This window comes from Mycobacterium bourgelatii (assembly GCF_010723575.1).
GTDB lineage: Bacteria > Actinomycetota > Actinomycetes > Mycobacteriales > Mycobacteriaceae > Mycobacterium > Mycobacterium bourgelatii.
In genome coordinates this window covers 4,955,516-4,968,669 of the sequence record NZ_BLKZ01000001.1, presented here as the reverse complement: position 1 = coordinate 4,968,669, position 13,154 = coordinate 4,955,516, and the positions used below count along the sequence as shown (strand labels likewise).

The 13,154-nt window shown below is 59.7% G+C and carries 5 protein-coding genes and 2 pseudogenes; all 7 read left to right on the top strand.

The window, feature by feature from the left end; genetic code table 11:
* Positions 1 to 448: 448 nt before the first annotated feature.
* Entirely contained in the window at positions 449 to 2,389 is a 1,941-nt protein-coding gene (locus G6N68_RS21260) for a PE family protein (protein ID WP_163716565.1), read from the top strand.
* Positions 2,390 to 2,540: 151 nt separating this feature from the next.
* Positions 2,541 to 3,677, top strand: coding sequence for a phosphotransferase family protein (locus tag G6N68_RS21255; protein ID WP_240355548.1), 1,137 nt, complete (start codon positions 2,541 to 2,543; stop codon positions 3,675 to 3,677).
* A gap of 2 nt (positions 3,678 to 3,679) precedes the next feature.
* On the top strand, positions 3,680 to 4,036 hold the full coding sequence (locus tag G6N68_RS31030) for a DUF6285 domain-containing protein (protein WP_240355812.1): 357 nt from the start codon (positions 3,680 to 3,682) through the stop codon (positions 4,034 to 4,036).
* Positions 4,037 to 4,308: 272 nt separating this feature from the next.
* Positions 4,309 to 5,364 (top strand): PPE family protein, encoded by a 1,056-nt coding sequence (locus G6N68_RS31865; protein ID WP_163716562.1) that lies wholly within the window; start codon positions 4,309 to 4,311, stop codon positions 5,362 to 5,364.
* Between the two features lie 52 nt (positions 5,365 to 5,416).
* Complete coding sequence (locus G6N68_RS31860; RefSeq protein WP_163716559.1) at positions 5,417 to 8,848, top strand: beta strand repeat-containing protein; 3,432 nt, start codon at positions 5,417 to 5,419, stop codon at positions 8,846 to 8,848.
* A gap of 146 nt (positions 8,849 to 8,994) precedes the next feature.
* A pseudogene (locus tag G6N68_RS32385) lies at positions 8,995 to 11,148 on the top strand (beta strand repeat-containing protein); the annotation flags it as partial.
* Positions 11,149 to 11,484: 336 nt separating this feature from the next.
* Positions 11,485 to 12,507 (top strand): annotated as a pseudogene (locus G6N68_RS32380) (PPE family protein); the annotation flags it as partial.
* Positions 12,508 to 13,154: the final 647 nt, after the last annotated feature.

Sequence of the window (13,154 nt, the reverse complement as noted above, 5' to 3'; positions counted from 1 at the left end):
GCGTTATAACTCCATATTGATTAATGTCTAGATCCGCTACATAAAATTCGTCAATGCAACGATGGCTTACGGCATCAAAAATTGACGAAGACCGGGCAAGATAGCGCGATTGTGATTCGCGGCTTTGCGTTGCATTCCACTGGGCCAAGGAGTCGAGTGGATCAGGTTCACGCGCCTGCGCCGCGGCGCCAGCGCTAGCACAAGTACGGTTGTGAACTGCCGATTTATCGGGAATGTGCATCCCGCAGAGTGGCTGCCATGGCGTGGCGGAGAGCCTCGGAGGGCTCGGTGAGCGTGCGGCGGTTCGGTCAACACGCGTGCAATGCGATCGCTCAAAAGAATCGCTCTGGACCGACCTCTCGTTTTAGTTAAAGTATTGGCATACTGATTGTGATTGGGCTAACATCCAGTCACTTGTATGGCGTGTACCACTTTGTGGAGGATGGCGATGTCGTTTTTGCTGGTAGCACCGTCGGAGCTGGTGATGGCCGCAACGCAGCTGGACGAGTTTGGGGCGGCCCTCGGCATCGCCAATGCCGCGGCGGCGGCACCGACCACCGCGTTGGCGGCGGCTGGTGCGGATGAGGTGTCGGAGGCGATCGCCGCCTTCTTCGCCACCTACGGGACCTCTTACCAGCAAATATTCGCCCAAGCCGAACAGTTTCGCGAGCAGTTCGTTCGGACGCTGCAAACCGGCGCGGATTCATACCTTCGGACCGAACTGGCTAACGCCGGACAGAACGTGTTGAACGTGATCAACGCCCCCACCCAGGCCGTGCTCGGACGTCCGCTGATCGGAAACGGCACCGACGGGACGGCGGCTGTTCCCAACGGCGGGGCAGGTGGATTGCTCTACGGCAACGGCGGCAATGGGTACTCCGCAACTGCCCCCGGACAGGAGGGCGGTAATGGCGGGGCGGCCGGGCTGATCGGAAACGGTGGTGCCGGTGGGGCCGGCGGAAGTGGGGCCAAAGGTGGTTCGGGCGGCTCAGCCTGGCTCTTCGGAACCGGCGGGGCCGGCGGGGTCGGCGGCGTCGGCGCCGACGGCGGGAACGGCGGGAACGGCGGATTCTTCTACGGAAGTGGTGGCGCAGGCGGGGCCGGGGGCATCGGCGCGCCAGGCATTGCGGGCGGCAGGGGAGGCAGCGGCGGGAACGCAGGATGGTTCGGTGATGGCGGGGCCGGGGGCGCGGGAGGCAACGGCGCCAACGGAGCCATCGGTACCGGCGATGGTGGCCCCGGTTCCGATGGGAGCGATGGTGGTGCCGGAGGCAACGGCGGAAGCGGCGGATCGATCTCAGGCCAAGGCGGTGCCGGCGGTGCTGGCGGGGTGGGCGGTGAAGGTGGGTTCGGCGCTCAGCACTCCTACTCCTATCCCGCGTTCGGCGGCCACGGAGGAGCCGGCGGCAATGGCGGTGTTGGCGGACAGGGTGGTCACGCCATCGGGTGGTTCGGAAATGGCGGTGCCGGTGGCGCTGGCGGAGCCGGGGGAGTCGGTGGCACGGGCGGATCCGTCGCCTTCATTGAGGCTGACAACGCTATAGGTGGTACGGGCGGCACCGGCGGCGTCGGTGGGAACGCGGGAGCCGGAGGTAATGGTGGCCATAGCGCCTTCTTCTCGGGCAATGGCGGGGCTGGCGGCATCGGCGGTGCGGGCGGCAAAGGGGGTTACGGCGGTGAGGCTGGTGGCAGCATATATATCGCTGGTCAGGGTGGGGATGGAGGTGCGGCCGGCGCCGCAGGCGCGGGTGGCAACGGCGGTAACGCCAGAGGGCTGATCGGCAACGGCGGCGCGGGCGGTGACGCGGGCGCTGCGGGCGACGGCGGCTGGGGTGGCTACGGCGCGGTCGGCGGTTACCAGGGTGGCATGGGTGGCCTTGGCGCGAATGGGGGCCAGAGTGCGGCCGGCGGCAATGGTGGATCGGCCGCGAGCCTGATTGGCGACGGTGGGGCCGGCGGCCGGGGAAGCCATGGCGGCGCTGGCGGAGAGGGGGGCCAGCCCGGTATCGCGGCAATGATCGGAGGCGCATGGGGTGTTCCCGGCGATGGTGGCGACGGTAGCGCGGGAGGCACCGGCGGCAATGGTGGTACCGGTGGCGGACTGATCGGCAATGGTGGCAAGGGCGGACAAGGTGGTGCCGGCGGTGATGGGGGCCGGGGCGGTGGCATTGAGTGGCTGACTGCGGTCGGTAACGGCGGCAACGGCGCCGCCGGTGGTGATGGCGGTGATGGCGGGAACGCGCAATCGATCGGCGCCGGCGGCAGTGGAGGCGTAGGAGGTGTGGGTGGCTCGGCCACCGACCCTGGCACCGCAGGACTTGACGGATCCAATGGGTCTAGTGGACAAGGCGGAGCAGTCTTCGGCGCTTCCGGCGTGACGCGACGCTAGCCAACGTGTACCCAGTGATCTCTTACCAGTGTGAGCTGCCGCCGTGGCAGCGCGATCTCGCGAGATGTGCCTCCATGCGTAGCTCGATGGCGGGAAGCTGACGATGCTGGCTGTCCAATATCCACGGACTGACTCGGCGCAATCGCCCCGAATGAGCCAGCTGGACGACCATGATGAAAGCCGGAGCCGTCAGCGCGGAGCGCACGAAACACGTGCGCCGCATTTCCATGACGGCGCGCGGAAGGACGGCGTCAGGATGAGCTTGAGTACTCGTGAAGAACTTCAGGCCGCGGCCAGCAAGCTGCCAGATCGGTTACGGGCCGTGCTTTCCAGCGCCTTGAGTGTCGATGCGGCCAGCATCACCGTGCAAAACCTGCGTCTGCTCAAGCAAAGTAGTGCGCGCGTCACCTGGAAGTTCGAAGCCGCCACCTCATACGGGCGCAGCGAACTGATCCTGAACATGAATGTGGGCGAAAGAAACCCGGTGCGCGCCAACGCGGAGTTTCAGGCCGGGGCTCAAGTTGCCGCTTCAACTCGGGGTGTACCAGTGCCGCGGATGATCGCCGCCTCCAATGCCGCAGAAATACTGGGGTACCCCTTCGTCATCAGCGAATTAGCCAGGGGCAAAACGTATTACGACGATGTCTCTCCTGGGTTGGACGCAGCAGATGCGCAGGGAGGCCGGCGCAGGCTGCTGCGGCAGTGTGCGCAGGCGTTGGTCCGCATCCACCAGGTCGAGATCGATGACCGCGAAAGCCTTCGCCAAGACCGACTGGCCATATACCGTGAAGCTTTCGACGCGCTCGGCCACACCACACCCACCATCGAGTGGGCATTTCGCTGGCTGGCGGCTCATCAGCCGCCCCCCGCCCCCGCCGTCCTGGTGCACGGCGATTTTCAGCTGCAAAATCTTCTTGTCGATGGATCTCGTCTGGTTGCCGTAATCGACTGGGAATGGGTCCATGTCGGGGACGCTTATGAGGACCTGGCGTGGTTCTGCCACCGGGCGTGGCGACGCGGTGCACCGCGCAGCATGGGCGCGGGCGGTCTCGGCAGCATCGAGGAATTCTTGCGCTGCTATGAGGAGGCCGGCGGGGAAAAGATAGACAGAACGAGGTTTCACTGGTGGCGAGTCATGGCCGTGTTACTCGGCGGCATGACCAACATGGCTTACGCGCGTGACTATCTGGTTGGCAAAGGCCCCATGGTGAAGTCGGCAATATCGAGCCGACAACTGTGCGAAGCTGAGTGGGAACTGCTCAATCTGATGGATGAAGCAGGGCATTGATCGTGTCCGAGATGTCCGTCTACCGAGGCCCAGAGTCGCTGGAGCTTCTTGCAGTGGTTGCCGATTTTCTGGAATCCAAGATCGCGCCGGCCTTCGCCAAAGATCGCCGCAAGTATGACGCGGTCTGCGAGGCGGCCGCCGCGCTGCGCATAGTAGAGCGCGAAATACTCGAAAATTCGGCCCACGAGGCCCAGCGCCGCGACGCCCTGGCGGAACTCGGCTACTCCGATGAAGCGCAGCTGGCGGCGGCAATCCGTTCTGGTGATCTCGACGACCGCGCCGCCGAGGTCGTCGCATGTCTGCGAACGCTGACGAGTCATCACCTCGCCACCACAAATCCGGGATATCGGGACGAATAATCCATGAAGTTGGTCCAGGTGCCACCAAGAGCTGGCCGCGAATTTCGTCAACGGCATGGCAGTCATCGATTCGTGCTGCCGGCAGTTGTTCTGCCTACCCGCCGGGTTGGTTGCCGACGGGGCGATGAGTTGCGGCGCAATCTCGTTGCAGCCGAAGCAGATTGGTGGCAGCGATCTTGCGGTCGCACGTTTGCGCCGTCGAGCAGTGCGATGCCTCAGGGTGATGAGTGCTGGAGCGCCGGGCCGAGAACGCTAGGGGGACGGGGCTAGAGATGAATTTCACGATTCTGCCACCAGAGATCAATTCAGCGCTGATATTCGGCGGTGCGGGTACGGGCTCCATACTGGAGGCGGCGGCCTCGTGGGAAACGTTGGCTTCCGAATTGGATTCCGCAGCAAGGGCATTCGCGTCGGTCACCACAGCTTTGGCCGGAAACTCTTGGCAGGGACCAGCTTCGGCCGCGATGGTCGACGTCGCCGGACACTATCTGCACTGGCTGGTCGCGAGTGGAACGCAGGCGCAGCAGTTCGCCAATGAGGCTCGGATGGTTGCCGCCGCATTCGAGGCGACCATGGCCGCAACCGTCGATCCCGCTGCAGTTCTGGCCAACCGTGCCCGGTTCCTGTCGCTAGTGACGTCGAATCTGTTGGGCTTCAATGGTCCGGCGATCGCTTTGGCTGAAGCCGAATACGAGCAAATGTGGGCTCAGGATGTGGCAGCGATGTTCGACTACTACATCGGAGCATCCGCCGCTGTGTCGGCGCTCGCCCCTTTCCCGCCGATAATTCAAAACCTGGCTGGTGGGGCGGCCGCTACCAGCCCGATCGCTGACGGAGCCTTCTCGAATCCGCCGGGACGTGCCAGCATTTTCAACTTGGGCTTGGCGAATTTCGGTACGGGGAATTTGGGGTTTGGCAGCATCGGTAACTGGAATGTGGGTGCGGGTAATGTTGGGGTGTTGAATGTTGGGTTCGGTAATCTGGGTGATTTCAATTTGGGTTCGGGTAATGTTGGTGGGTTTAATCTGGGTTCGGGGAATCTGGGGTCGTACAATTTTGGGCCGGGGAATTTGGGGTCGTTCAATGTTGGGTTCGGGAACCTGGGTGATTACAACTTTGGGTTGGGTAATGCCGGGGTTGGCAACATCGGGTTTGGTAACACGGGGTCTAACAACATTGGGTTTGGGTTGACTGGTGATAACCAGGTTGGGTTTGGTGGGTGGAATTCCGGTAGTGGGAATGTGGGGTTGTTCAACTCCGGTACCGGCAATGTCGGGTTCTTCAACTCTGGTGAGGGAACTGGGGTATTGGTAACTCGGGGAGTTTGAACACCGGGTTGTTCAACTCCGGCGGCTGAACACTGGGGTGTTCAATACGGGGTTGTCGAACACGGGGTTTGCTAACCCGGGTAGTTACAACACGGGCAGTTTCAATGTCGGGGTGTCCAACACCGGGTCGTTCAACCCGGGCAACATCAACACCGGTTGGTTCAACACCGGTGACCTCAACACCGGTATCGGTAATACCGGCAACATCAACACCGGGGCGTTCAACCAGGGCAACCTCAACAACGGGTTCTTCTGGCGCGCCGACGGCCAGGGCCAAACCAGCACCGAGTACAGCCTCACAATTGGCAGGATTGGGGTGGGCCTGGAAGTCGATATTCCCATCAACATCCCCGTAACGGGCGCACTCGGGAACATCGTGGTCCCCTCATTCACCATTCCAAGGTTCTATATCCGCGGCGATGAGATGAGCGGGTCCATCGGTCCGATTGTGGTGGATCAGATTACGGTGACTGGTCCGTCGTTGAATTTGTTGGTGGGTGGTCCTGGGGAGTCGTTGCATTTGTCGTTGTCGGGTCCGGGGTTGGGTCCGATTGTGGTGCCGTTGCAGTTGTTGGGTGGGGCGGGGTTTGGGAATTCGACGTCGGGTGGGGCGTCGTCGGGGTTCTTTAATAGTGGTGAGGGGAGTGCGTCGGGGTTTGGGAATGTTGGTGGTGGTTCGGGGTGGTGGAATTCGGGTGGGGGTTATTCGGGGTTTGGGAATGTGGGTGTGTTGGGTTCGGGTGTGTTGAATGTGGGGGATGGTTTGTCGGGGTTGTATAACACGATTTCGGCGGTGGGTTCGGGTGTGGGGAATGTGGTGGGTGATTCGGCGGGGTGGTTCTCGCAGGGTGGTGGGTTGGCGAGTTTGGCCAGTGTTGGGTTCGCGAATCTGGGTGGGATGAACCTGGGTAATGCGAATGTGGGTGATTTCAACATTGGTAGTGGGAATGTGGGGGTGGGTAATTTCGGGTCGGGGAACTTGGGGGACTTCAACGTCGGGTCGGGGAACGTGGGTGGGTTCAACCGGGGTTGGGGGAACATCGGGTCGTTCAATGTGGGTCCGGGGAATCTAGGGTCGTTCAATGTCGGGTTCGGGAACCTGGGTGATTACAACTTTGGGTTGGGTAATGCCGGGGTTGGCAACATCGGGTTTGGTAACACGGGGTCGAACAACATTGGGTTTGGGTTGACTGGTGATAACCAGGTTGGGTTTGGTGGGTGGAATTCCGGTAGTGGGAATGTGGGGTTGTTCAACTCCGGTACCGGCAATGTCGGGTTCTTCAACTCTGGTGAGGGTAACTTCGGGATCGGTAACACCGGCAGCTTCAACACCGGTTTTGCCAACTCTGGTTTGGGTAACACGGGGTTGTTCAACTCTGGTGTGTTCAACACCGGGTGGGCCAACCCGGGTGGTTACAACACGGGCGGGTTCAACGTTGGTGATTTCAACACTGGGTCCTTCAACCCGGGGCAGTTGAACACCGGGTGGTTCAACACCGGTGACCTCAACACCGGTATCGGCAACACCGGTGACATCAATACCGGGGCCTTCATCTCCGGAAACATGAACAACGGCCTGTTCTGGCGCGGCGACCGCAACGGCCTCATCGGCGGCCAGTTCAGCTTCACCATCCCCGAGATCCCCATCACCCTCAGCGGGGGCGGCATCCTCGAACTCCCCATCACCGGCGAGATCACCGGACTCACCGTCCAGCCATTCACGGTGCAGGGCCCCTCCGGCGGTCATATTCCGGTCGATATTGAAGTCAACGTTCTGGGACTGAGCACCGGTGGGCTTGACGTTGAGATAGACCTTCCCTGGCCGGTCGGTTCGGTAACCATTCCCATACCGCCGTTGCCGCTTAATATTCGTGTTGATATCGACGACACGCTGACTCGATTCCAGTTGCCGGCCATCTATTTCCGGCCCATTACGTTTAACAATGTGGTGTTGGGGGGTCCGTCGACGCCGTTGACGGTGATGATTGGTGGGAATGCCGGTCCGGTTAATGTGGACTTTTATCTTCCGCCGATGCCGGGGTTTGGTAATTCGACGTCGACGCCGTCGTCGGGTTTCTTTAATTCTGGTGTGGGGGGTTCGTCGGGTATTGGTAATGTCGGGGAGGGTTTGTCGGGGTTCTGGAACATTGCGTCGCAGGCGTCTGGGTACAAGAACCTGGGCAGCATGGTGTCGGGTTTTGCCAATCTTGGCGATTTCGTGTCTGGGTTTAGCAACACGAACGTGATGGGGTTGTCGACCTCGGGTGTGGGGAACACGGGTGGGAATCTGTCCGGCCTTGGTGTGTTGAATGTCGGACTGGGCAGCATCGGGTATGGGAATGTGGGTGCGGGTAATGTTGGGGTGTTGAATGTTGGGTTCGGTAATCTGGGTGATTTCAATTTGGGTTCGGGTAATGTTGGTGGGTTTAATCTGGGTTCGGGGAATCTGGGGTCGTACAATTTTGGGCCGGGGAATTTGGGGTCGTTCAATGTTGGGTTCGGGAACCTGGGTGATTACAACTTTGGGTTGGGTAATGCCGGGGTTGGCAACATCGGGTTCGGTAACACGGGGTCTAACAACATTGGGTTTGGGTTGACTGGTGATAACCAGGTTGGGTTTGGTGGGTGGAATTCCGGTAGTGGGAATGTGGGGTTGTTCAACTCCGGTACCGGCAATGTCGGGTTCTTCAACTCTGGTGAGGGGAACTGGGGTATTGGTAACTCGGGGAGTTTGAACACCGGGTTGTTCAACTCCGGCCGGCTGAACACTGGGGTGTTCAATACGGGGTTGTCGAACACGGGGTTTGCTAACCCGGGTAGTTACAACACGGGCAGTTTCAATGTCGGGGTGTCCAACACCGGGTCGTTCAACCCGGGCAACATCAACACCGGTTGGTTCAACACCGGTGACCTCAACACCGGTATCGGTAATACCGGCAACATCAACACCGGGGCGTTCAACCAGGGCAACCTCAACAACGGGTTCTTCTGGCGCGCCGACGGCCAGGGCCAAACCGGCTTCGACTACACCCTGACCATCCCCAGGATCGGCATCGGCCTGGAAGTCGACATCCCCCTCAACATCCCCATCAGCGGCAGCCTAGGCAACATCGTCGCCGATTCCTTCCAGATTCCCCAACTCCGGCTGCGCGGCGATGGCCTTAACGCGGACATCGGTCCGATTGTGGTGGATCAGATTACGGTGACTGGTCCGTCGTTGAATTTGTTGGTGGGTGGTCCTGGGGAGTCGTTGCATTTGTCGTTGTCGGGTCCGGGGTTGGGTCCGATTGTGGTGCCGTTGCAGTTGTTGGGTGGGGCGGGTTTGGGAATTCGACGTCGGGTGGGGCGTCGTCGGGGTTCTTTAATAGTGGTGAGGGGAGTGCGTCGGGGTTTGGGAATGTTGGTGGTGGTTCGGGGTGGTGGAATTCGGGTGGGGGTTATTCGGGGTTTGGGAATGTGGGTGTGTTGGGTTCGGGTGTGTTGAATGTGGGGGATGGTTTGTCGGGGTTGTATAACACGATTTCGGCGGTGGGTTCGGGTGGGGAATGTGGTGGGTGATTCGGCGGGTGGTTCTCGCAGGGTGGTGGGTTGGCGAGTTTGGCCAGTGTTGGGTTCGCGAATCTGGGTGGGATGAACCTGGGTAATGCGAATGTGGGTGATTTCAACATTGGTAGTGGGAATGTGGGGGTGGGTAATTTCGGGTCGGGGAACTTGGGGGACTTCAACGTCGGGTCGGGGAACGTGGGTGGGTTCAACCGGGGTTGGGGGAACATCGGGTCGTTCAATGTGGGTCCGGGGAATCTAGGGTCGTTCAATGTCGGGTTCGGGAACCTGGGTGATTACAACTTTGGGTTGGGTAATGCCGGGGTTGGCAACATCGGGTTTGGTAACACGGGGTCGAACAACATTGGGTTTGGGTTGACTGGTGATAACCAGGTTGGGTTTGGTGGGTGGAATTCCGGTAGTGGGAATGTGGGGTTGTTCAACTCCGGTACCGGCAATGTCGGGTTCTTCAACTCTGGTGAGGGTAACTTCGGGATCGGTAACACCGGCAGCTTCAACACCGGTTTTGCCAACTCTGGTTTGGGTAACACGGGGTTGTTCAACTCTGGTGTGTTCAACACCGGGTGGGCCAACCCGGGTGGTTACAACACGGGCGGGTTCAACGTTGGTGATTTCAACACTGGGTCCTTCAACCCGGGGCAGTTGAACACCGGGTGGTTCAACACCGGTGACCTCAACACCGGTATCGGCAACACCGGTGACATCAATACCGGGGCCTTCATCTCCGGAAACATGAACAACGGCCTGTTCTGGCGCGGCGACCGCAACGGCCTCATCGGCGGCCAGTTCAGCTTCACCATCCCCGAGATCCCCATCACCCTCAGCGGGGGCGGCATCCTCGAACTCCCCATCACCGGACAAATCACCGGACTCAGCGTCGACCCAATCAGGTTGCACGGGATCGGTTCCAGTGAGACGCCAATCCCGATTACGGGTCAATTGACTGTGCTCGGCAGCACCGCCGATGCCACCATTAGTTTCCACTTCCCCGGCGGTGTCGGGACAATCAGCATCCCGATACCCAGTGTGCCCGTTGCAATAGAAGTCAATGTGCAAGAAGTTCTTAGTGCGATTACAACGCCGCGGATCAGCATCCAGACAATTACGTTTAACAATGTGGTGTTGGGGGGTCCGTCGACGCCGTTGACGGTGATGATTGGTGGGAATGCCGGTCCGGTTAATGTGGACTTTTATCTTCCGCCGATGCCGGGGTTTGGTAATTCGACGTCGACGCCGTCGTCGGGTTTCTTTAATTCTGGTGTGGGGGGTTCGTCGGGTATTGGTAATGTCGGGGAGGGTTTGTCGGGGTTCTGGAACATTGCGTCGCAGGCGTCTGGGTACAAGAACCTGGGCAGCATGGTGTCGGGTTTTGCCAATCTTGGCGATTTCGTGTCTGGGTTTAGCAACACGAACGTGATGGGGTTGTCGACCTCGGGTGTGGGGAACACGGGTGGGAATCTGTCCGGCCTTGGTGTGTTGAATGTCGGACTGGGCAGCATCGGGTATGGGAATGTGGGTGCGGGTAATGTTGGGGTGTTGAATGTTGGGTTCGGTAATCTGGGTGATTTCAATTTGGGTTCGGGTAATGTTGGTGGGTTTAATCTGGGTTCGGGGAATCTGGGGTCGTACAATTTTGGGCCGGGGAATTTGGGGTCGTTCAATGTTGGGTTCGGGAACCTGGGTGATTACAACTTTGGGTTGGGTAATGCCGGGGTTGGCAACATCGGGTTCGGTAACACGGGGTCGAACAACATTGGGTTTGGGTTGACTGGTGATAACCAGGTTGGGTTTGGTGGGTGGAATTCCGGTAGTGGGAATGTGGGGTTGTTCAACTCCGGTACCGGCAATGTCGGGTTCTTCAACTCTGGTGAGGGGAACTGGGGTATTGGTAACTCGGGGAGTTTGAACACCGGGTTGTTCAACTCCGGCCGGCTGAACACTGGGGTGTTCAATACGGGGTTGTCGAACACGGGGTTTGCTAACCCGGGTAGTTACAACACGGGCAGTTTCAATGTCGGGGTGTCCAACACCGGGTCGTTCAACCCGGGCAACATCAACACCGGTTGGTTCAACACCGGTGACCTCAACACCGGTATCGGTAATACCGGCAACATCAACACCGGGGCGTTCAACCAGGGCAACCTCAACAACGGGTTCTTCTGGCGCGCCGACGGCCAGGGCCAAACCGGCTTCGACTACACCCTGACCATCCCCAGGATCGGCATCGGCCTGGAAGTCGACATCCCCCTCAACATCCCCATCAGCGGCAGCTTAGGCAACATCGTGCTGGATTCTTTCCAGCTCGGAACGCTGCAGCTGAGTGATGACGGTGGCGGCAGCGGAATCTTCGGAACGATCGGCCCACTCGTTGTCGATTCGATCGTCATCAACGGTCCGTCGTTGAATTTGTTGGTGGGTGGTCCTGGGGAGTCGTTGCATTTGTCGTTGTCGGGTCCGGGGTTGGGTCCGATTGTGGTGCCGTTGCAGTTGTTGGGTGGGGCGGGGTTTGGGAATTCGACGTCGGGTGGGGCGTCGTCGGGGTTCTTTAATAGTGGTGAGGGGAGTGCGTCGGGGTTTGGGAATGTTGGTGGTGGTTCGGGGTGGTGGAATTCGGGTGGGGGTTATTCGGGGTTTGGGAATGTGGGTGTGTTGGGTTCGGGTGTGTTGAATGTGGGGGATGGTTTGTCGGGGTTGTATAACACGATTTCGGCGGTGGGTTCGGGTGTGGGGAATGTGGTGGGTGATTCGGCGGGGTGGTTCTCGCAGGGTGGTGGGTTGGCGAGTTTGGCCAGTGTTGGGTTCTCGAATCTGGGTGGGATGAAAATGGAATGGGTGATTTCAACATTGGTAGTGGGAATGTGGGGGTGGGTAATTTCGGGTCGGGGAACTTGGGGGACTTCAACGTCGGGTCGGGGAACGTGGGTGGGTTCAACCGGGGTTGGGGAACATCGGGTCGTTCAATGTGGGGAATCTAGGGTCGTTCAATGTCGGGTTCGGGAACCTGGGTGATTACAACTTTGGGTTGGGTAATGCCGGGGTTGGCAACATCGGGTTTGGTCGAACAACATTGGGTTTGGGTTGACTGGTGATAACCAGGTTGGGTTTGGTGGGTGGAATTCCGGTAGTGGGAATGTGGGGTTGTTCAACTCCGGTACCGGCAATGTCGGGTTCTTCAACTCTGGTGAGGGTAACTTCGGGATCGGTAACACCGGCAGCTTCAACACCGGTTTTGCCAACTCTGGTTTGGGTAACACGGGGTTGTTCAACTCTGGTGTGTTCAACACCGGGTGGGCCAACCCGGGTGGTTACAACACGGGCGGGTTCAACGTTGGTGATTTCAACACTGGGTCCTTCAACCCGGGGCAGTTGAACACCGGGTGGTTCAACACCGGTGACCTCAACACCGGTATCGGCAACACCGGTGACATCAATACCGGGGCCTTCATCTCCGGAAACATGAACAACGGCCTGTTCTGGCGCGGCGACCGCAACGGCCTCATCGGTGGCGAATTGGGCCTCGCCATCCCCGCGCTCCCCCTCACCCTCAGCGGCAGCGCCGCCCTCGAACTCCCCATCACCGGGGACATCACCGGGCTCAGCGTCAACCCGTTCTCCATTCACGGACTGTTCGGTGACTCGATACCCCTCGACCTAACTCTGATCGGCGATGGTGATACCGACGGTTTCGACCTCGTCTTCGACCTCGGCACCATCAGTATCCCTATTGGTATCGATACCATTCGTATCAGCTTGGGAAGCTTCACCATTCCTATTTCAGGCCTACCGATTACCTTGTCGGTTCCCATGGAATCTGAAATGGACCCGATCCGGTTCCCCGCCATCAGCCTCGGCAGAATTCCCGTTGACCTGTCGCTGGGTGCGTCGACTCTCGATGTCGATATCGACGCAACGGTGGGACCAATCGTCGTGTCGCTCTTCCAGGCCCTGCCGCAACCCGGTTTCGGAAACATGACTTTGCTTCCGTCGTCTGGTTTCTTCAACATCGGTGATGGCGGCTCATCAGGCTTTGGCAATATCGGCAGCGCTCTGTCCGGCCTATGGAATATCGGTTCGCAAATCTCCGGGTTCGAGAACTACGGCGGCAGCCTCCTGTCGGGCCTCACCAACCTGGGCAGCGTTATATCGGGAATCGGCAATACCAGTACCCTTGGCTTAGCCCTAGCCAGCTACATCTCGGGCATTGGCAATGTGGGCAAGCAACTATC

Excerpts from the sequence above, each read along its gene's own strand:
- G6N68_RS21260 (WP_163716565.1), top strand. The coding sequence starts at position 449 with ATGTCGTTTTTGCTGGTAGCACCGTCGGAGCTGGTGATGGCCGCAACG.
- G6N68_RS21255 (WP_240355548.1), top strand. The coding sequence starts at position 2,541 with ATGAGCCAGCTGGACGACCATGATGAAAGCCGGAGCCGTCAGCGCGGA.
- G6N68_RS31865 (WP_163716562.1), top strand. The coding sequence starts at position 4,309 with ATGAATTTCACGATTCTGCCACCAGAGATCAATTCAGCGCTGATATTC.